We start from the raw sequence: 21,783 nt of genomic DNA, 5'->3' as shown, positions 1-21,783 counted from the left end.
TAAGAGTTGTCTTACCGTGGTCAACGTGCCCGATCGTACCAATGTTTACGTGGGGCTTACTTCTGTCAAAAGATTCTTTTGCCATTTTTTACTCCTGTTTATTACTTAGTTTAGTAGTTAAAAAAAATCTAAAACGTTTTAGATGTATATTCCTCGTTTTTCAAGTATTTCTTTGGCCATATTCATTGGAATCTCTTCATAACGGTCAAAATTCATCGTAAAGCTTGCGCGGCCTTGCGATTTTGAACGTATATCTGTTGAGTACCCGAACATTTCCGATAGTGGAACTTCAGCATCGATAACTTCTTTATCTTGCTTAACACCCATTGAATGGATCTTTCCACGTTTCATATTAATGTCTGAAATAATATCACCCGTGTAATCAGAAGGCGTTACAATTTCCAGACTCATTTTTGGCTCTAATAAAGATAAGCCTGCTTTTCGGCATGCAGCTCTAAAAGCATTAGAGGCAGCAATTGCATAAGCAACTTCTGAACCTTCATCTTCATTAAACTCTGCGGCCACTAACTTAGCCTTAATATTTATAAATGGGTAGCCAGCCAGGGCACCACCCATTGAAGTATCTTTAATACTCTTTTCAATAGCATCAATAAATTCTTGTGGTAAATCTCTTTTAGTTAAATCAGTCTCAAATAAAACACCAGCTTGAGAGTCGGCTTGCTCAACTTCAATAACAGCATTACCAAATACCATTTTTCCAGCTTGTTCGCGGTGGAATGTATCTGATTCTTTAGCAGTACTAGTGATACTTTCACGGTATGATACCTGTGGATCACCTACGCGAATACCAACTTTAAACTCACGCTCAAGACGATCGCAAATAATTTCTAGGTGAAGTTCACCCATACCAAAGATTAATAGTTGCCCTGTTTCTTTGTTATGTTGGTATGAAAAAGATGGATCTTCTAATTTAAGCTGATTTAAAGAATTCATTAGTTTCTTTTCATCATTTGTTGTTTTTGGCTCAATTGCAACAGAAATAACAGACTCAGGAAAATCCATTAAATCAAAAATAATTGTACGATTTTCAGCACATAGGGTTTCACCTGTAACTGTTTCCTTTAAACCAGAAATTGCAATAATATCCCCGGCCTTTGCTTCTTGTAATTCTGTTCTCTTGTCTGCGTGCATTTGTAGAATCTTGTTAACTCTTTCACGCTTACCTTTATGAGGATTATAAACCTGAGCTCCAGATTTAATTGTTCCAGAATAAATTCTAAAAAATGTCAATGAGCCCACGAATGGATCAGTAGCAATTTTGAAAGCAATACCTGAAAACGCATCCTCAGTATCAGGCTTTCTAACCTCTTCTTTATCATGATTTTTGCCATTAACACCTCTCACTTCACCACGATCAACAGGTGAAGGAAGGTAGTCACAAACTGCATCTAGTAATGGCTGAACACCTTTATTTTTAAATGCCGATCCACAAAGAACTGCTACAAACTCATGATTAATAACTGCATCTCTAATAGCAGCAATAAGTCTCTCATTAGTAATCTCTTCACCAGACAAGTAGTCTTCAGCTAACTGATCATCATAATCTGCCAAAGTCTCAATTAGCTCTTCTCTTGCCATCTGAGCTTCATCCTGAAGATCTTCAGGAATATCTTCAACAACTACAGTTGAACCAAGATCCTCATCCTTAAAAAGAAGGGCCTTCATTCTTACGACATCAACCATACCCTTAAACACATCTTCAGCACCAATTGGAAGCTGAATTGCTGCTGCCGTCTTACCCAACTTCTCTCTTATTTCATCAAGGCACATTTGAAAATTTGCCCCAACTCTATCCATTTTGTTAACAAATGCAATTCTTGGTACTTTGTACTTATCTGCTTGCCCCCATACAGTCTCAGATTGAGGCTCTACACCGGCCACAGCATCAAATACACCAACTGCACCATCTAAAACCCTTAAAGCTCTCTCAACCTCAATTGTGAAGTCAACGTGACCTGGAGTATCAATAATATTAATATTCGTCTTATTCCAAATACAAGTTGTCGCAGCTGAAGTAATTGTAATCCCACGCTCTTGCTCCTGAACCATCCAATCCATAGTTGCAGCACCATCGTGAACCTCACCAATCTTATGGCTTTTTCCCGTGTAGTAGAGAATACGTTCAGTTGTCGTCGTTTTACCCGCATCAATATGCGCCATAATTCCGATATTACGAATATTTTCTAAACTCATACAAAGTCCTTAAAAATTTAATTTTTGCAGACATATAATTAACATAAATATGGAATTTTAGATAGGAATAAAACCTCAATGAACAAAAGGCTTTATAAAAAGAAAGGCTCCCGTAGGGAGCCTTCTATTAGTTTATTATGGACTTTATTGCTTATTTTCGAACTACCACTTAAGGTGAGCAAAAGCTTTGTTTGCTTCTGCCATTTTGTAAGTGTCTTCACGCTTCTTAACAGCGCCACCTCTACCTTGAGAAGCATCGATGATTTCATCAGATAGTTTCTCAACCATAGTTCTACCACCACGATTTCTAGCATAGTCTCTCAACCATCTTAGAGCTAGTGATTGTCTTCTGTTATTTCTAACTTCAACTGGAATTTGGTAAGTTGCTCCACCAATACGACGAGACTTAACCTCAACCGCTGGCTTAATGTTAGAAAGGGCTTTCTTGAATACCTTTAAAGGCTCTTCACCAGTTTTTGATTCAACTCTTTGAAGTGCACCATAAAAGATTTTTTCAGCAACAGATTTCTTTCCGTCTTTCATAAGTGCGTTTACACACTTAGCAACAACAACGTCTTGAAAGATCGGATCTGGAAGTACTTCTCTCGTCTGTGCTCTATGTTTTCTACTCATATTTATTCTCCTTCACCGGAAACAGTTAAAACTGATCGATTACTCACCTCATGCCATGACGCAATCGGTGTCACAATTAGTTAACTAAAAGTTATTTCTTTGGTCTCTTACAACCGTACTTAGATCTTCTCTGTCCTCTTTTATCAACACCTTGGCAATCTAGTGTACCTCTAATAGTGTGATAACGAACCCCTGGAAGGTCTTTTACTCTACCACCACGAATCATAACGATCGAGTGTTCTTGTAGATTGTGTCCTTCACCACCAATGTATGAAGTAACTTCAAATCCACTTGTTAATTTTACTCTACAAACCTTTCTCATCGCTGAGTTTGGTTTCTTAGGAGTAGTTGTATATACTCTTGTACATACACCGCGTCTTTGAGGACACGCTTTTAAGGCAGGTGACTTAGTTTTTTCAACTTTATCAGTTCTACCTTTTCTAATTAATTGGTTAATCGTAGGCATTTCCGCTCCTTAACTACAACAATATTTCCACAATAAAAATAGGCTTTTAAGCCCATAATAAACTATAGAGGGATGGTGTAACACACCACCCCTCAATTAAGCAAGTTTTTATAGCATAAGTGTAGAAGTTTCTTCCTGAGAATCATCTTCTTCAACAAATGCTTCGTAATCACGATACTTAGAGATACCTGAACCAGCTGGAATCAGACGACCCATAAGTACGTTTTCCTTAAGACCACGTAATAAATCTTTTTTACCTTCAAGCGATGCCTGAGTTAAGATTTTAGTTGTCTCTTGGAAAGATGCAGCTGATAAGAAAGAATCAGTTGAAAGAGCTGCTTTAGTAATACCAAGTAGAACTGGTCTTGCTTGAGCTGGCTCATATCCATCAGCAACTAGTTGTTCATTAGTAGTAAGTAGTTCTGCTTTAGTTACAGAATCACCAACAACAAATGTCGAATCACCTGGATCAGTTACTTCAACCTTCTTAAGCATTTGAGATACAATTACCTCAATGTGCTTATCATCGATATCTACACCTTGTAGACGGTAAACAGCTTGAATCTCATCAACGATGTAACCTGCAAGTTCTTTAATACCAAGTACTCTTAGGATATCGTGTGGGTTCGCTGGCCCATCCATAATAGCTTCACCTGAACGGATATAGTCACCTTCGTTTACAGTCACATAACGTCCCTTAGGAATCGTGTAAACTACTGGATCAGATCCATCTTCAGGTCTAATTAGAATTCTTCTAGATCCTCTAACTTCAGCACCAAATTCAATTGTACCAGTTACATCAGCAATCTGAGATGCTTGAGCTGGCTTTCTTGCTTCGAAAAGCTCGGCAACTCTTGGAAGACCCCCTGTAATATCTTTTGTTTTCGTCGTTTCACGAGAAACTTTAGATAGTACGCTACCAATTACAACTTCATCACCTTCAGTAACAGTTAGTGTTGCACCAACTTGAAGTCTGTATGAAGCTTGACGGTTTGTTCCAGGAACAACAATAGGATTTCCATCAGCATCAAGAATTGTCATTCTTGGTTGAAGTGAAGGATCTTTAGTTTCTGTTACAGTTCTTTGAGTAAGACCAGTTACCGTGTCAGTTTGCTCAGCAAGAGTTGCACCAACTACTAGGTCTTCAAACTTAACTGTACCAGCAACTTCTGTAAGAAGTGGAATCGCAAACGGGTCCCATTCAATCAGAGTATCCCCTACGTTTACTTCGCTACCTTCTGTGAAGTGAAGTTTTGAACCGTAGATTGCTGGATATTTTTCTTTTTCAACGCCACGAGCATCTTTAATGATAAGCTCACCAGTCTTGTTCATAACAAGAAGACCAGTTGGAGTTTCAACAGTTACAACATTGTTATATACAACTTTACCAGAAGTACGAACAGTTGTTTTATTTACTTGTGCACCAGCTGTTGCTGTACCACCAACGTGGAATGTACGCATTGTAAGCTGTGTACCAGGTTCACCAATTGACTGAGCAGCGATAACACCAACCGCTTCACCAACAGATACCATTGTTCCACGAGCAAGGTCACGTCCGAAACAAGCCGCACAGAAACCATGTCTTTCGTTACAAGTAAGAACAGATCTAACCTTAATTTGGTCAACTTCTTTCTCTTCTAGTAACACAAGGTCTTTTTCAGTTAGTAAGTGACCTGTTGGAAGAACTTCATTACCTTCTGCTGAGATAACTGGAGCAGCTGTTACACGGCCCATTGCTCTAGAAGCAACGTGCTCAACAACTTCACCTGATTCAATACGAGAAGTTAGAGTAATCCCATCAGTAGTTCCACAGTCTTCGTTTCTGATAATACCATCTTGAGCAACGTCAACAAGACGTCTCGTTAGGTAACCAGAGTTAGCTGTCTTCAGGGCAGTATCGGCTAGACCTTTACGAGCACCGTGTGTAGACGTAAAGTACTGAAGTGCCGATAAACCTTCACGGAAGTTAGATGTAATTGGCGTTTCAATAATCTCACCAGATGGTTTGGCCATTAGACCCCTCATGGCAGCAAGCTGTCTCATCTGCTGAGCAGAACCCCTTGCACCTGAGTTTGCCATCATGTAAAGAGCGTTGAATGAAGGAGCGTAAATTGGCTCTTCACCTTCTTTATCTGAAGTAAATTCATCAGTTGAAATTTTCTCAAGCATAACCTTAACAAGTTTTTCAGTTGTTTGTGACCAAACATCAACAACCTTGTTATATCTCTCACCATTAGTGATTGAACCTTCGTTATACTCTTCAGTAATCCCATGAACTTCGTCATGAGCTTCTTTAAGGATTCCTTCTTTTTCAGCAGGGATTTCCATATCAACAACGTTAATAGAAATACCAGCTTTTGTAGCATTGCTATAACCAAGTTGCATAAGACCGTCAGCAAGAAGAACAGTATCTTTTTCAGATCCTCTTCTGTAAGCAAGGTCAAGAAGCTTAACTAGTTCTTTCTTACCAAGAATGATGTTTACGTCTTCAAAGTTTAGACAAGTTGGAACGATATCAAATACGAATGTACGTCCAACAGTTGTTTCGTAAACTTCTCCACCAATACGTACCTTAATTGGTGCTTGTAGGTGTAGGTTACCTGAATGGTAAGCAAACTGAGCTTCTTCTTTAGAAGAGAAAGTTTTCCCGTATCCACGAGCGTATGGTCTAACACGAGTCATGTAGTAAAGACCAAGTACGATATCCTGAGATGGAGTAATAATTGGAGAACCATCTTTTGGAGAAAGAATGTTATTTGTCGACATTGCAAGAACACGACACTCAATTTGAGCTTCTAGTGATAGAGGCACGTGAACGGCCATCTGGTCACCATCGAAGTCGGCGTTGAATGCTGTACAAACTAGAGGGTGAAGACGGATTGCCTTACCTTCGATAAGTACAGGTTCGAAACCTTGGATACCAAGTCTGTGAAGAGTTGGTGCACGGTTAAGAAGTACTGGGTGTTCTTGTACAACTTCTTCAAGGATATTCCATACTTCTTCTTTTTGTTGCTCAACCATACGTTTAGCAACTTTAATAGTAGTACAGTGTCCTTTTTCAATTAGTTTGTTGTAGATAAATGGCTTGAAAAGCTCAAGTGCCATAAGTTTTGGAAGACCACACTGGTGAAGTCTTAAACTTGGACCAACAACAATTACAGAACGTCCTGAGTAGTCAACACGCTTACCAAGAAGGTTTTGACGGAAACGTCCTTGCTTTCCTTTAAGCATATCTGAAAGTGATCTAAGTGGACGCTTATTAGCACCAGTAAATACCTTACCACGACGACCATTATCGAATAGAGCATCTACAGCTTCTTGAAGCATTCTCTTTTCGTTTCTGATGATGATTTCAGGAGCATTAAGTTCTTTAAGTCTTCTAAGACGGTTGTTTCTGTTGATAACACGTCTATATAGATCGTTAAGATCTGAAGTTGCAAAACGTCCTGCTTCTAGTGGAACAAGAGGTCTTAAGTCTGGTGGAAGAATAGGAATAACATCCATCATAAACCACTCAGGCTTGTTTTCAGATTTCATAAGAGATTCAACCACTCTTAGTCTCTTAACAAACTTCGTTCTTGCCATTTCAGTAGTTGCGTTAGCAAGACCACGTCTTAAGTTTTTATTTTCTAGATCGATATCAAGTTTAGAAAGTAGCTCTTGAACGATTTCTCCACCCATACCAGCTTCAAAATCAATACCTTGTTCTTTTAGTTCCCAGTATTGTTGTTCAGAGATAACACGACCTACATCAAGACCACCTTCAACACCATCAGTTGCTGAAGCAGTTACGATATAAGCTTCATAATAAAGAACTTTCTCAAGTTCTTTAAGAGATAGGTTAAGAAGAGCTGCCATTCTTGATGGAAGTGAACGTAGAAACCAAATGTGAGCAACTGGAGTTGCTAATTCGATATGTCCACATCTCTCACGACGTACTTTAGAAAGTGTAACTTCAACACCACACTTCTCACATACAACACCTCTGTGCTTCATTCTCTTATACTTACCACAGATACATTCGTAATCTTTTACTGGTCCGAAAATCTTTGCACAGAATAAACCGTCTCTTTCTGGTTTATAAGTTCTATAGTTAATAGTTTCTGGTTTTTTTACTTCACCAAATGACCACTCTCTGATTGTGTCAGGAGAAGCAAGCTTGATAGATACACCTTCAACGCTTACTGGATCTTTTGGCTTATCAAAAAAGTTTAAAAGGTCTTTCATTTTTTTATGCCCTCTTAATATATGGCAGGACTAAGCCTGCCATAAATTAACGAATAGATTCTTCAATTCTGTCTTCTTCAAGTTTAACGTCTAGACAAAGTGCTTGAAGCTCTCTGATTAGAACGTTGAACGATTCTGGAAGACCTGGTTCTAGTACTTGCTCACCTTTAACGATTGACTCATACATTCTAGTTCTACCGATAACGTCATCTGACTTAACAGTTAAGAACTCTTGAAGAGTATAAGCTGCACCGTATGCTTCAAGTGCCCAAACTTCCATTTCCCCAAGTCTCTGACCACCGAACTGAGCCTTACCACCAAGTGGCTGCTGAGTTACAAGTGAGTAAGGACCTGTAGAACGTGCGTGAAGTTTTTCGTCTACAAGGTGGTGTAGTTTAAGCATGTACATAACACCAACAGTAACGTCCTCAGCGAAAGCATCACCAGTCTTACCATCAAATAGAGTAGTCTTACCATTTGACTCAAGATCTGCTAGCTCAAGCATTTCTCTGATATCTGCTTCTGAAGCACCATCAAATACTTTTGTAGAGAAACGAACACCGCTTGTTAGCTTCTTAGCAAGGGCCATAACAACATCATCTGCTGCCGACTTTAACCAAGCTTCTACTTCTGGTGTTTTATAGATTTTGTAAATGAAATCCTTAATCTCGTGAACTTTCATTTGTTCTTCAAGCATAACCTTGATTTTCTCACCAAGACCACGTCCGGCCCATCCAAGGTGAAGCTCAAGAAGCTGTCCGATGTTCATACGAGAAGGTACCCCTAGAGGGTTAAGTACGATTTCAACAGGTGTACCATCCGCTAGGTAAGGCATATCTTCACGTGGAACTACGTTTGAGATAACCCCTTTGTTACCGTGACGACCGGCCATTTTATCACCTGGCTGAAGCTTACGCTTAATCGCTACGTATACAGTAATCTTTTTGATTACACCTGGAGGAAGTTCATCACCTCTATGAAGTTTTGCAATCTCATCAGTTGTCTTAGCTCTAACTCTGTTGATCTTGTTTCTAACGTCTGCAAAGTATTCAGATAGTTTTTCTTCAAGTTCAGCTTGTAGTGGTAAGTAACCAATTAGCTCAAATGGAATTGATGCAAGAATTTCACCTGTAATCTCAGTTCCTTTAGAAAGTAGTTCTGCTGAACCATCTTCAGAAACAAGTACATCAGTAACTTTTGCACCTTTAAGCATATCTGCAATCTTAAGAATTGCTGAAGTTTGGATTGCCTTAATTTCGATTCTTTCATCTCTTCTAAGAAGAGTTGTTTCTTGCTCGATAATGTCCTTAGATCTTGCACATAGCTCAACACCTTCACGAGTGTAAACTCTTGCATCAATTACTGTACCGTAAACAGATGAAGGAACTCTTAGTGAAGTATCTTTAACATCACCAGCTTTATCACCGAAGATTGCTTTAAGAAGCTTTTCTTCTGGAGAAAGTTGAGTTTCACCTTTAGGCGTAATCTTACCAACTAGGATATCACCTGGCTTAATGATAGCACCAACTCTAACGATACCTGCCTCATCAAGGTCTTTTAGAGACTCTTCTGAAACGTTTGGAATATCGCGAGTGATTTCTTCTTTACCAAGTTTAGTATCACGAGCTTCAACTTCGAATGCTTCGATGTGAACAGAAGTAAACACGTCTTTTGCAAGAAGGTCTTCAGAAATCAGGATCGAGTCTTCGTAGTTATAACCACCCCATGGCATGAATGCTACAAGTGGGTTTTGCCCAAGAGCTAAGTCACCATTGTCAGTACCTGGTCCGTCAGCAAGTACGTCACCTTTCTTAACAATGTCACCTTCAGTAACAAGAGCTTTTTGGTTATTACAAGTGTTCTGGTTAGTTCTTTGATATTTAACTAGCTTGTAAATATCAACACCAGATTCACCATCTTTAAAATTATCTCTTTGGATAACAATTCTGTTTGAATCAACAAAGATTACGCGTCCATTGTCGTTAGCTACAAGTACCGCGCCAGAGTCTCTAGCAACGATTCTTTCCGTACCTGTACCAACAATTGGAGCTTCAGTTTTAACAACAGGCACGGCCTGTCTCATCATGTTCGATCCCATTAGGGCACGGTTGGCATCATCGTGCTCAAGGAATGGAATAAGAGATGTTGCAACTGAAATCATCTGAGTTGGAGAAACGTCCATTAGGTTTACTTCTGAAGCGTCAACAAGTGTGAATTCACCAGAAGCACGAGCAGCTACTTGCTCACCTACAAGTTGTCCATCTTTGATATTATTTGCATCGATCTGAGCGATTACTTTACCTTCTTCTTGGAAGGCAGTGAAATACTCAACATCACCAATTTTCTGGTCTTCACCAATAGTTAGGTATGGAGTTTCAATGAAACCGTATTCAGAAACTTTTGCAAATGTTGCAAGAGATGTAATTAGACCAATGTTTGGTCCTTCAGGAGTCTCAACCGGACACATTCTTCCGTAGTGAGTAACGTGAACGTCACGAACTTCGAATGATGCTCTTTCTCTCGTTAGACCACCTGGTCCAAGAGCTGAAAGACGACGCTTGTGAGTAACTTCTGAAAGAGGGTTCGTTTGATCCATAAACTGTGAAAGTTGTGATGAACCAAAGAATTCCTTAACGGCAGCAGCAACTGGTTTTTGGTTTACAAGATCATATGGCATCATTGTATCAATTTCTTGAATTGCCATTCTTTCTTTAACCGCTCTTTCCATACGTACTAGACCAACTCTAAATTGGTTTTCAAGTAGTTCACCTACAGGTCTAACACGTCTGTTACCTAAGTGGTCGATATCATCAACACGACCTTTACCGTTGTTAAGTTCTACAAGGTATTGGATAGTTGTATTGATATCTTCTTTAGTAAGTACAGTGTTCTCAACTGGAACATCTGTCTTAAACTTATAATTGATTTTCATACGACCAACACGAGATAGGTCATATCTTTCTTCGTCAAAGAAAAGTCCTTGGAAAAGAACTTCAGCAGCTTCAACTGCTGGTGGCTCACCAGGTCTTAATCTTTCGAAGATTTTAAGAAGTGCATCTTCTTTAGTATCAGTCTTATCTAGTAGAAGAGTATTTCTGATCTGGTCACCAAAGTTAATCATGTCAATGTATAGACACTCAACTTCAGTTACACCAGCAGCAACAAGCTCTTGAATTTTAGCTTCAGAAAGTGCTTCATTGGCCAAACAGATTACTTCACCAGTTGACTCATTAAAGATATCTTTAGCAGCAACTTTACCAACAACTTCTTCAAGTTGAGCTGGGATCTCAGTTACACCTGCTTCAGTTAATCTCTTAATTGAAGCTTTAGAGAATTTCTTCCCTTTTCTAACGATAGCCTTACCTGTCTTTGGATCAAGTACGTCATTAGTAGCACGTGTTCCAGTCATTAAAGATAGATCAAGAGATCTAACGAACTCACCATCTTTAGAAAACTTGATTGTTTCAATATGGTAGAACATATCAAGAATTTCTTCTGTACTGTAACCTAGAGCTTTAAGAACAACTGTTGCGTGTAATTTTCTCTTTCTATCAATTCTTGCAAATAGAATATTCTTGTGATCGAATTCGAAATCTAGCCAAGAACCTCTATGAGGAATAATTCTTGCAGAATAAAGAAGCTTACCACTTGAGTGCTTCTTTCCACCATCGTGTTCGAATACGATACCAGGAGATCTGTGAAGCTGAGAAACAATAACTCTCTCAGTTCCGTTATATACAAAAGAACCAGTCTCTGCCATCAGAGGAATGTTTCCTAAGTAAACTTCCTGTTCTTTGATTGAAGAAACAGTTCTTTGTTCATTACCATCTTTGTCGACAGCTACATCATAGAATACTAGACGAACAACTACCTTAAGTGGCGCTTCATATGATAGGCCTCTTTGACGACACTCTTTTACAGTGTACTTAGGTTGTTCTAGTGAGTAGCTTACAAACTCTAACGATACAGTTTTGTTAAAGTCGTGGATTGGAAATACAGAATTGAAAACAGCCTGTAATCCCATTTCTTCTCTTTGAGAAGGAGGTACGTCCTTTTGAAGGAAATCATCATAGGACTTCTTTTGTAGAAGCATGAGTGGAGGTGTCTCTAACACAGATGGTGTTGAGGCAAAGTTCTTACGAAACCACTCGTTTGGTCTAAAAGGGTCAGTCATTATGGTTCTCCCGGGTTTTAATTGTTTTAACGTGCACGTATATTTTTTTAGTTACTTAATAACTTTTTTTTTCGGTTTTTACAAACGCAAAAAAGGTGTGAAGATCGCTAAATCTCCACACCTGTATTTTTTAATTTTTTATGCGATGAGCAAGGGGCTTAAATTACTTAAGCTCAACCTTTGCACCAGCAGCTTCAAGTTTTTTCTTGATTTCTTCTGCTTCGTCTTTAGAAACTGCTTCTTTAACAGTCTTTGGAGCACCTTCAACCATTTCTTTTGCTTCCTTAAGACCTAGACCAGTGATTCCTCTAACTTCTTTAATAACGTTGATTTTCTTAGCACCTGCGTCAGCAAGAACAACGTCAAATTCAGTTTTTTCTTCAGCAGCACCACCAGCAGCAGCTCCACCAGCAACAGCTACAGGAGCAGCTGATACACCAAATTTTTCTTCAAGTTCTTTAACTAGCTCAGCTACTTCAAGAACAGTCATGTTTGAGATTTTTTCAATTAATTGATCATTTGTAATAGACATATATAACTCCTAAAAATTTAAAATAACTTTAACTCTAACTTTGTTAATTACTATTCTGCAGATTCTTCAGCTGCAACTGGCGCAGCTTCAACGCCTGCTTCTTTTTGCTCTTTAATTGCATTAAGAACTCTAGCAAATGCCGAGATCGGTGCATTAAATGTTGCAAGAAGAGTACCAAGCATCTCATCACGAGATGGTAGGTCTGCAATTGCATTTACTTCTGCTGCTGTTAGTGCTTTACCATCAAGTAAACCACCTCTAAGTTCTACTAGTTCAAACGCTTTTCCACATTCTTTTAGTGCCTTAGCAACAGCTGGTGCTTCGTCAAATGCGAAAGCAACAGCTTGCGTACCTTTAAGACCAGAAAGTAATTCTTCTGCATCTGTTCCGGCCGCTGCCTTAGAAAAAAGTGTGTTACGAGTAACAACTAGTGATCCACCCGCTTCGCGGATAGACTTTCTTAGAGCTGTGGCGTCATTAGATGGTAGTCCAATAACGTTTGTTAGAAAGATAGCGTTGGCATCAGTGATCTTCTTTTTAAGACCATCGATGATAACGTCTTTCTCTGCTCTAGTTAACATCGTTTACCTCCTAAACTATTGGAGGGAGATTTCATGCAGGCTTTATGTAACTTCAAACTCTTACAGCAGCTACACCGACAATCATCAACCCCTTATTATTTTGCTGCGATTGATGCAGCTTCTAAAGTATCAATTTTAAGACCTGGCCCCATAGTCGTACTTAAAGTAAGTGACTTAAGGTAAGTACCTTTTGCAGAAACAGGCTTAGCTTTAATGATTGCTGAGATCATAGTATCAATATTCTTTCTTAAATCTTCATTTGAGAAAGAAGACTTACCAACAGGAACGTGGATAATACCATTCTTTTCAGTTCTGTATTCAACCTTACCAGCTTTTTGCTCTTTAACTGCGTTTTCAACATTAGGAGTAACTGTTCCTAATTTTGGGTTAGGCATTAGACCTCTAGGCCCTAGGATTCTTGCAACACGACCAAGTTTACCCATCATATCTGGAGATGCGATAACTCTGTCAAAGTCAAGCCATCCACCTGCGATCTTAGCAACGATATCGTCACCACCAACGTAATCTGCACCAGCTGCTTCAGCTTTAGCTACGTTGTCACCAGATGTAATAACACAAACTTTTACTGATTTACCTGTACCAGCTGGAAGTGCTAATGCACCTCTGATCATCTGGTCAGCATGTCTTGGATCAACACCAAGTCTAAATGCTAGATCTACAGTTTCATCAAATGTAGCGAACTTTACTTCTTTAGCAAGGTTGATCGCTTCATCAATTGTGTAATTCTTAGTTGTATCTACTTTTGCAAGTGCTTCTGTATATTTTTTTGATTTCTTAGCCATTGTAACACCTCTTAGTAATCTAGTTTGATACCAGCTGAACGACATGAACCTTCGATGATTCTTTCCGCTGCTTCTTGAGTAGCTGCTGTTAAGTCTGGTCTTTTCGCTTCAACAATTTCTTCAATGATTTTCTTAGATACTGTTGTTACAACTTCTGTTCCTGGCTTCTGTGCCCCTCTCTTAAGCTTAAGCTTATCTTTAAGAAGGTATGAAGCTGGAGGTGTCTTAGTTACAAATGTAAAAGAACGGTCAGAGTATACTGTAATGATTGTTGGAAGCATTACACCTGCGTCTTTTTGTGTCTTTGCATTGAAAGCTTTACAAAATTCCATGATATTTACACCTTTTTGACCTAGTGCTGGCCCAACTGGTGGTGATGGGTTTGCTTTCCCACCTGGAATTTGTAGCTTAATGAAACCTGTGATTTTCTTAGCCATAAATTTCTCCTGCGAACTTTAGTTCTACCAACGGTTATTAATTTTTTTCTACCTGAGAAGCATCTAATTCTACTGGTGTTGGTCGACCAAATATAGAAACGTTTACTTTCAGTTTTCCATTTTCATTTACAGATTCAATTGTACCGACGAATGAAGCAAAAGGTCCTTCAATAACCTTAACCTCTTCACCTTCAGAGAAGTCCACAGTAGTACGTGTCTTCTTGAAACCACCAGTTGATTGTCCTGTCATATATGCTGCCTCTTCATCTGATAAAGGGGCTGGTTTGTCAACTGTTCCGCCAACAAATCCTGTAATTTTGTCAGTATCTTTTACTAAGTGCCAAGTGTTCTCATTCATAAGCATATGAATTAGTACATAACCTGGGAAAAGCTTCTTAGTAATAGTTCTTTTTCTTCCACCTGCGTGAGAAGTTACTTTTTCCTCTGGTACTACGATTTCACCAAATGAATCAGTCAGTTTGTAGTTAACAATTCTTTCACGAAGAGTTTTTTGAACCTTGTTTTCTTGACCTGTTAAAGTCTTTGCAATGTACCAACGAAAGTTAGGGTTAACAGTAGCTTCACCTTCTGATGATTCTACGGCCATTTCTTCATTAGTTAGTTCTTTTTCTGTTTCGTTGTTATCAACCATTTCTATCTCACTTAAATTATTTAAAGGTATAAATTAAAGAATTATGCTTAGTAATTGTCTGAACGAATAATCTACTAAAACGAAAATTCCACTAACAATGCTTAGTGCGATCACTAAACCAATTGTCGTTTTTAAAACGTCATCTTTGTTAGGCCATACAACTTTTACAAGTTCAGCGTAAACATCCTCAAGTAAAGTTGATGCATTTTTGTTCTTAGCAATAACTAAGAAAACAATTAGACCAACAACAATTCCAACTACTTGTACTGTGATTGGGAAGTTTGGAACCTTTGCTTCAAGATCAAACCACTCACTTAATTGTTCGAGGAATCTAATAGTAATAAAACCACAAATTGCACTTACGGCAGCAACAAAAGCGTTAATCCACTTCTTGCTGTCTTCACTCTTAATGAGGGACATCTCAAATCCTTTTTTTTACCTAAATTAAACGTATAAGTAACAGATTATATCCCTTAATTAACATGGTTTGGCAAGAGCTAACGCAAAAATAGGACAAATTTGCAGTCAAAATAAATAATATTTGGGAAAGTGGCGGGCGCATAAGGATTCGAACCTTAAACCTACTGATTTGGAATCAGCCGCTCTACCAATTGGAGCTATACACCCGTTCGACTATGGAAACCTAAATTACCCAAAAAGGCCTTCCTCGTCAATCTCTTATTACTATAAATATTTCCATTATATTGAACCGAGTCCAAACTAAGGGTAGTGTAGCGAATCGCAACAGCGACATTTAATTTTATTGGAGAGAAAACAACATGAAGTATTTAGTACTATTGATGCTTACACTTAATATTAACGCAGCAATTTTCGTTTCTAAAACGTGTTCTGAGGATCAAAAAGATATGCTGATCAAAGATACGAAAAAATCACGTGCGGACATGAAAGGTATCATTAAAGACCTCAGACAGTACAAGAAACAAAACCCATACATGGATAAGAATGTTGAAAAGAAAATCAACAAGGCCATCGTGGTCATGAAGTGCTCTCTTGCAAGAACATATTGGACTAAACATAAATGTGTTGAACCATATGGTGGCGCAATAGCTTACACATATGCTGTTATTGGTAAAACTGTATATATTACACCAAGCTACTGGGACTACGACATTGAAGGCCGTCAAGGAATCGTTCTCCACGAGTTAACTCACAAATGTGGAACTGGTGATGCTGACTACTTTTGGACTCGCAAGCCTAAGGATACAAATGGTACACCTTGGTCAGACATCGCCGATACATACCGTTATTGGCAACAAAATGGGACATGTATCCCAGAAATCGATTGTTAAAAAGAGAACTTAAATTTAGGCATAAAAAAAGGGGAGCAAAAGCTCCCCTTCCTTATATCTTGAATATTTAAAATATTAGTCAAGAATTTCAGATACTGTACCAGCACCGATTGTTCTACCACCCTCACGGATTGCGAACTTAAGACCTTTTTCCATCGCGATTGGAGTAATTAGCTCTACTGCGAAAGAAGTGTTGTCACCTGGCATAACCATTTCAACACCGTCTGCAAGTGTGATGTCACCTGTTACGTCTGTTGTTCTGAAGTAGAACTGTGGTCTATAACCTTTGAAGATTGGAGTGTGACGTCCACCCTCATCTTTTGAAAGGATATATACTTCACAGTTAAATTTCGCGTGTGGCTTAACTGAACCTGGCTTAATTAGACATTGACCACGCTCAACTTCTTCACGCTTAACACCACGTAGTAGAAGACCAACGTTATCACCCGCTCTACCTTCGTCAAGAAGCTTACGGAACATCTCAACACCAGTTACTGTTGTCTTAGTTGTTTCTTTAATACCAACGATTTCGATTTCTTCGTTAACCTTGATGATACCTCTTTCAACACGTCCTGTACAAACTGTACCACGTCCTGAAATTGAGAATACGTCTTCTACTGGCATTAGGAAGTCAAGATCTGTTGCTCTAGCCGGAGTTGGGATATAAGCATCAACTTGTGCCATAAGCTCTAGAACTTTATCTTTACCAATTGCATCGTCTCTCATTTCAAGAGCTGCAAGTGCCGAACCAGCTACGATAGGAATATCGTCACCTGGGAAGTCGTAAGAAGAAAGAAGTTCTCTTACTTCCATCTCTACTAGCTCAAGTAGTTCTTCATCATCTACTTGGTCTACTTTATTTAAAAATACTACGATCGCTGGTACACCTACCTGACGTGCAAGAAGGATGTGCTCACGAGTTTGTGGCATTGGACCGTCCGCTGCTGAACAAACTAGGATCGCTCCGTCCATTTGTGCTGCACCTGTAATCATGTTCTTTACATAGTCAGCGTGACCTGGACAGTCTACGTGCGCGTAGTGGCGAGTTTCTGTTTCATATTCAATGTGTGAAGTATTGATTGTAATACCTCTAGCTTTCTCTTCTGGTGCTGAATCGATTTCGTCGAATTTTCTTACGTCACCACCAAGTGCGTTAGCTAATGTGATTGAAATTGCCGCTGTAAGAGTTGTCTTACCGTGGTCAACGTGCCCGATCGTACCAATGTTTACGTGGGGCTTACTTCTGTCAAAAGATTCTTTTGCCATGACTTAAGTCTCCTTAAAAAAGTTAAACATAACATTATGTTTGTCTTAATAATTACTATAACTAAAAGCTAAATTTGAGTTGTAAGTATCGACTATATTCGACTTAGATTCAACATAAAAAAAATGCCATCCAAGTTAAAATCTAACCCACAAATTTCATATTGCCATTTTGATAACATAAAAAACTTGAATTGCCAGTAAAATCTATACTTAAGGCCACAAAAAAGTTTATTAACGGCAAATAAAATGGAGCTCACGACGGGATTTGAACCCGTGACCTCTTCCTTACCAAGGAAGTACTCTACCCCTGAGCCACGCGAGCACAAAATAAGTTTTCTATATTTTAATAATGAGTTTTGATTTTTGGCAAAAAAAAAGATCCTCTAGGAGGATCTTTTTAATGGAGCGGGCGACAAGGTTCGAACTTGCGACATTCAGCTTGGAAGGCTGACACTCTACCAACTGAGTTACGCCCGCATAAGATTTAAATTTTATAACCTTTCAAAAACATTCTGTAAAGAATTATTTTCAAAATGGTGGCGAGAGATGGATTCGAACCATCGAAGGGATACCCCGACAGATTTACAGTCTGTTGCCTTTGGCCACTCGGCAACCTCGCCACAACCGCTGTAAAGAATGGAGCTGGCAATAGGACTCGAACCTACGACCTGCGGTTTACAAAACCGCTGCTCTAGCCAACTGAGCTATGCCAGCAAACATTACTTGCGATGGAAATAAGTTATAAAGGAGAATTAAAAAGCTGGCAAGCTTTTTTTAACTTATTTTTTAGAAAAAACTTTTTCCATCGCAATTGCCGCAGCAACCGATACATTCAAAGACTCAATTTTCCCCATTGGCTCTAAACGTATTTTCTTTTCTAATAAGCGAACTGTTGCATGTGACAGTCCTCTATCCTCTGCCCCAAGTACGAGGCACTTGATCCCATTGATTTCACCTAAATCATTATCTTCAGTATGCTCTGTAAGTCCTATTGGTGTCACATTACGCTTTATCAGTGCAGATAAAAACTTAGGCAAAGAATTGCATTTTACAATCTCAACATACTCGAGAGCGCCAGATGCAATACGGGCCATCGAAGGCCCAATATTGAAATTATTTTTTACTGCAAAAACAATATGAGAAACATTGTAAAACGCTGCTGTACGCATGATTGCACCAGCATTGTGGACATCTGTCACACCATCAAGACATAAGATCTTTACTTCTTCACCGTTATCGATTGCATCAAATAATGGTTTTGTTTCTGAAATTTCTTTTTTACTTGTTAATAAGAAAACACCAGATGGAACTCTCGAATATTGGAAGTCTTCCTGAGCATAAAGCTCTTTGGCCAGCTCTTGAACTTTGTGAGAAGAAACTAATTTAACTTTCACTCCGTCAAGTTCTTGCTTTTTAATTCCACCCATTTTGTATAGCTTATCAATACCCTCTTCACAGGCAACAAGTTCTACAATCTGACGTTTAGGGTTGCGAATTGCATGTACAATAGAGTGTACTCCAACAATGATATCTTGTTCCATTAAAGGTCCTTTAAAAGCTCGTTAACTTTTGCGATAAGCTCGTCTTCTGAAATTCTAATTTTTTCACCTGTACGTCTTATTCTAATTTCAAGAAGGCCATCTTCTTTGTGATCCCTTTCTCCAAGAACAACTTGAAGTGGTAATCCTAAAAGGTCAGCATCTTTAAATTTAAACCCAGGGCCAGCTTTTCTATCATCATAAACAACTTCTAAACCAGCTTCTACAAGCTTTTTATGAAGTTCATTTGCTTTTTCTTTGTATTCATCAGACTTAGTGATAGCAACAAATGATAAATTATAAGGTGCGATTGCTGCTGGCCAAATGATTCCATTTTCATCATGGTTTTGCTCAATTGCTGCTGCAACTAAACGAGTTACACCAATACCGTAACAACCCATTAAAGGAGTCGCTGCTTTTCCATTTTGATCTAAAATAGTTACGCCCATTCCTTTCGTGTACTTATCACCAAGCTGGAAGATATGTCCTACTTCAATCCCTCTTTTAAGCTCTACCTGATGCTTTCCATCCAGGGTAAAATCACCAGAACAAGCAAGTCTAAGGTCAGCAGTTTTAATATCTTTCAGCTGCTCATTTGCGACAAAGTTCTCTAAGTGCATATCGACTTTATTTGCACCAACAACGTAGGCTCCATCTAGGTCAACTTGTGTATCGAATATGATTTCTAAATTATCAATGCCAACAGGACCAATGAAACCTTTTTCAAGGCCAAGGCTTTTTAATTCATTATCAGTTGCTGCAATTAAATCACGCCCTGGATATACTTTTTCTAGTTTTAATTCATTCAGTTCATCGTCACCTAAAAGAAGAGCTAAAACAAAAATTTCATCTTCTTCATTCTTTGCTTTATAAACAAGTGACTTGATTGAATGATATTCTTTCTTTCCTAGGAACTCGCATACATCTTTGATCGTTGCTTTACCTGGTGTTGCGACTTCTGTCATATCACCTGTTTTAGCAGCACTTTCAACCTTACGAATTGTTTTGGCCGTTTCAATATTGGCCGCATAACCTGCTTCATTCGAATAGATAATTGCATCTTCACCAGCATCGGCGATTACTTGAAATTCATGAGTTTTAGCTTCACCGTCGGCCATTGCTCCACCGTCAGCAACAACTGCAGAAAACTCTAGTCCAAGACGATTAAAAACATTCTCATAGGCTTCATACATTCTATCGTAAACTTCATCTAAACATTCTTTTGAAGCATGGAAAGTATAAGCATCTTTCATGATGAATTCACGCCCACGCATCAAACCAAAGCGTGGTCTAATTTCATCACGAAATTTTGTATTAATTTGATAAAGAGAAAGAGGTAAATCCTTATATGACTTTATTGTTTTTCTAAAAACATCAGTGATGGCCTCTTCATTTGTTGGCGAGATACAAAGATCGCGATCCGCTTTGTCTTTAAACTTAAGCATCTCACCACCCATTTTGTCCCAACGGCCAGTTTCTTGCCAAAGCTCCCCAGGTGTAACAACAGACATTAGCATTTCGTAACATCCGGCCTTATCCATTTCTTCGCGAACAATTTGCTCAACTTTGCGAATCGAGCGGTAGCCCATTGGCAGATAATTATATAATCCAGCTGCCGACTTATGAATTAAGCCCGCTCTCATCATTAGCTGGTGTGATGCAATTGTTGCATCTGCTGGCACTTCCTTATAAGTTTGCCAAAAACCCTTTGATAGAATCATAATATTCTCTCTCTTTTATAACGACGTGAAATTCCATATCATTGTACACGCTGTTATTCACACAATAAATGTTAAATATTTTTATATCGACTGATTAAAATGACGGCGCAAGGGCCATGGGCAGATCAAACGCCTGAACTGCTTCTTTCTCAAGAGAAGTTGCCGATACAATTTCATATGCATCAGGCGTTTCAAGAAGCTTGCGACAAAGAACGTTGTGAACGTGGTGCCCAGACATGTAAGTAGTGATTTTTCCAGCGATCTCATAACCTAGAAGGCTAATATCACCTACTGTATCAAGAATCTTATGTCTTACGAATTCATCATCGAAGCGTAGTCCATCTGGATTCATGACTTTAAAATCATCTAGAACAATTGCATTATCAAGAGATCCGCCCTTAATTAGACCTTTTCTCTTTAGCATATCAACATCTCTTAGAAGACCAAATGTACGAGCACGGCCAATTTCTGCGATGTAATTCTCACACGTAAATTCAAATACTTTACGTTGAGTTTTGATAATTGGGTGCTTGAAAACGATAGTTGAATCAATCACTAGCTTTTCACAAGGCTCGATTTTCGCCCACTTTTCGCCAACTTTTACTTCTACCGCTTTAGTAACGACTAGAAACTTCTTGGTTTTATGCAGTTGTTGAATTCCTGTCTCTTTAATAACGTATAAGAAAGATGCACCTGAACCGTCCATAATTGGAACTTCTGGTCCATCGATTTCAATATAGCAATTATTAATCCCAAATCCATAAAGAACTGATAGAAGGTGTTCAACAGTGTGCACAGCACCTGGGCCTGAACCAATAGCAGTATTATTCTCAGTCGCCCCAACAGTATCTGCTGTTGCCTTAAGAATTTGTGAATCTTTAATGTCAGTTCTCTTGAACTGAATCCCAGAGTCTGCTTCAGAAGGATGTAGAGTCATTGTTACCTTCTTTCCAGAATGGATCCCAATTCCTGTAATCATCACTTTTTTCGCTATAGTTCTTTGGTTTAACATTAAAAATCACCTAATTTTAAGTACTTTGTGTAATTTTAAACTGAGCAGCAATATATAGCAAGTATCGTCATAGATGAGCAAAATATTACTGAATTTCCTGTCCTAGAGGCTTTTGTAACAAAAATTAACCAAGCCTTCCACTCTTTTAACAATAACCGTAAAATAAATGCAGATGTTAAAACAACGTTAATTTAATTACATGAATGGGTTAAAGAAG

Annotated in this window: 17 protein-coding genes and 5 tRNA genes; 1 reads left to right on the top strand and 21 read right to left on the bottom strand. The window is 38.7% G+C overall.

The features are described from left to right. The 13 genes from ACRXC1_RS16600 to ACRXC1_RS16540 form a co-directional block, all read right to left on the bottom strand. Positions 1-85 (bottom strand): GTP-binding protein (locus ACRXC1_RS16600; protein WP_433660436.1); only part of this gene is annotated, 85 nt, incomplete at its 3' end. A gap of 53 nt (positions 86-138) precedes the next feature. Further along, positions 139-2,214: an elongation factor G gene (fusA, locus tag ACRXC1_RS16595; RefSeq protein ID WP_433660432.1), complete on the bottom strand. Its 2,076-nt coding sequence runs from the start codon at positions 2,212-2,214 to the stop codon at positions 139-141. Positions 2,215-2,376: 162 nt separating this feature from the next. Next, positions 2,377-2,847, bottom strand: a complete 471-nt coding sequence (rpsG, locus tag ACRXC1_RS16590) for a 30S ribosomal protein S7 (RefSeq protein ID WP_021266544.1) — start codon at positions 2,845-2,847, stop codon at positions 2,377-2,379. Between the two features lie 91 nt (positions 2,848-2,938). Beyond that, the gene (gene rpsL, locus ACRXC1_RS16585) at positions 2,939-3,313 is read right to left on the bottom strand and encodes a 30S ribosomal protein S12 (RefSeq protein WP_021266546.1); all 375 of its coding nucleotides are present in this window, start codon (positions 3,311-3,313) and stop codon (positions 2,939-2,941) included. 108 nt (positions 3,314-3,421) lie between these two features. Continuing rightward, the gene (gene rpoC / locus ACRXC1_RS16580; protein WP_433660429.1) at positions 3,422-7,540 is read right to left on the bottom strand and encodes a DNA-directed RNA polymerase subunit beta'; all 4,119 of its coding nucleotides are present in this window, start codon (positions 7,538-7,540) and stop codon (positions 3,422-3,424) included. A 46-nt stretch (positions 7,541-7,586) separates the two neighbouring features. Further along, entirely contained in the window at positions 7,587-11,714 is a 4,128-nt protein-coding gene (gene rpoB, locus ACRXC1_RS16575) for a DNA-directed RNA polymerase subunit beta (protein WP_433660426.1), read from the bottom strand. A gap of 163 nt (positions 11,715-11,877) precedes the next feature. Beyond that, positions 11,878-12,246: a 50S ribosomal protein L7/L12 gene (gene rplL / locus ACRXC1_RS16570; protein ID WP_392909666.1), complete on the bottom strand. Its 369-nt coding sequence runs from the start codon at positions 12,244-12,246 to the stop codon at positions 11,878-11,880. A gap of 50 nt (positions 12,247-12,296) precedes the next feature. Then, complete coding sequence (rplJ, locus tag ACRXC1_RS16565; RefSeq protein ID WP_392909665.1) at positions 12,297-12,827, bottom strand: 50S ribosomal protein L10; 531 nt, start codon at positions 12,825-12,827, stop codon at positions 12,297-12,299. Positions 12,828-12,922: 95 nt separating this feature from the next. After that, the gene (rplA, locus tag ACRXC1_RS16560; protein WP_392909664.1) at positions 12,923-13,630 is read right to left on the bottom strand and encodes a 50S ribosomal protein L1; all 708 of its coding nucleotides are present in this window, start codon (positions 13,628-13,630) and stop codon (positions 12,923-12,925) included. Between the two features lie 11 nt (positions 13,631-13,641). Next, positions 13,642-14,067 (bottom strand): 50S ribosomal protein L11, encoded by a 426-nt coding sequence (rplK, locus tag ACRXC1_RS16555; protein WP_021266533.1) that lies wholly within the window; start codon positions 14,065-14,067, stop codon positions 13,642-13,644. Positions 14,068-14,104: 37 nt separating this feature from the next. Further along, a complete protein-coding gene (gene nusG, locus ACRXC1_RS16550) occupies positions 14,105-14,719 on the bottom strand; it encodes a transcription termination/antitermination protein NusG (protein ID WP_392909662.1) in 615 nt (204 codons plus the stop codon). A 33-nt stretch (positions 14,720-14,752) separates the two neighbouring features. Continuing rightward, a complete protein-coding gene (secE, locus tag ACRXC1_RS16545; protein ID WP_392861557.1) occupies positions 14,753-15,139 on the bottom strand; it encodes a preprotein translocase subunit SecE in 387 nt (128 codons plus the stop codon). Positions 15,140-15,269: 130 nt separating this feature from the next. Further along, positions 15,270-15,346: transfer RNA gene (locus ACRXC1_RS16540), tRNA-Trp, on the bottom strand. A 152-nt stretch (positions 15,347-15,498) separates the two neighbouring features. On the opposite strand from ACRXC1_RS16540, the gene ACRXC1_RS16535 reads away from it, so the two are divergent. Then, positions 15,499-16,029, top strand: a complete 531-nt coding sequence (locus tag ACRXC1_RS16535) for a M35 family metallo-endopeptidase (protein WP_392909661.1) — start codon at positions 15,499-15,501, stop codon at positions 16,027-16,029. A gap of 75 nt (positions 16,030-16,104) precedes the next feature. Here the strand turns inward: ACRXC1_RS16535 and tuf are convergent, their stop codons facing one another. The 8 genes from tuf to lpxC form a co-directional block, all read right to left on the bottom strand. Beyond that, complete coding sequence (tuf, locus tag ACRXC1_RS16530) at positions 16,105-17,295, bottom strand: elongation factor Tu (RefSeq protein WP_392909660.1); 1,191 nt, start codon at positions 17,293-17,295, stop codon at positions 16,105-16,107. A gap of 247 nt (positions 17,296-17,542) precedes the next feature. After that, positions 17,543-17,617 (bottom strand) — tRNA-Thr (locus ACRXC1_RS16525). A gap of 79 nt (positions 17,618-17,696) precedes the next feature. Continuing rightward, positions 17,697-17,772 (bottom strand) — tRNA-Gly (locus ACRXC1_RS16520). A 57-nt stretch (positions 17,773-17,829) separates the two neighbouring features. Next, a tRNA-Tyr gene (locus ACRXC1_RS16515) sits at positions 17,830-17,915 on the bottom strand. A 17-nt stretch (positions 17,916-17,932) separates the two neighbouring features. Then, a tRNA-Thr gene (locus ACRXC1_RS16510) sits at positions 17,933-18,009 on the bottom strand. A gap of 65 nt (positions 18,010-18,074) precedes the next feature. Continuing rightward, the gene (locus ACRXC1_RS16505) at positions 18,075-18,836 is read right to left on the bottom strand and encodes a TrmH family RNA methyltransferase (RefSeq protein WP_392909658.1); all 762 of its coding nucleotides are present in this window, start codon (positions 18,834-18,836) and stop codon (positions 18,075-18,077) included. Beyond that, on the bottom strand, positions 18,836-20,554 hold the full coding sequence (locus tag ACRXC1_RS16500; RefSeq protein ID WP_433660421.1) for a proline--tRNA ligase: 1,719 nt from the start codon (positions 20,552-20,554) through the stop codon (positions 18,836-18,838). The genes ACRXC1_RS16505 and ACRXC1_RS16500 overlap by 1 nt, the downstream gene beginning before the upstream one ends. 94 nt (positions 20,555-20,648) lie before the next feature. Beyond that, positions 20,649-21,566 (bottom strand): UDP-3-O-acyl-N-acetylglucosamine deacetylase, encoded by a 918-nt coding sequence (lpxC, locus tag ACRXC1_RS16495; RefSeq protein ID WP_392909656.1) that lies wholly within the window; start codon positions 21,564-21,566, stop codon positions 20,649-20,651. Positions 21,567-21,783: the final 217 nt, after the last annotated feature.

The sequence above is a fragment of the Halobacteriovorax sp. GFR8 genome (assembly GCF_050955245.1).
GTDB lineage: Bacteria > Bdellovibrionota > Bacteriovoracia > Bacteriovoracales > Bacteriovoracaceae > Halobacteriovorax_A.
The sequence above is the reverse complement of the archived record's forward strand: the minus strand, read 5'-3'. Positions and strand labels throughout refer to the sequence as shown.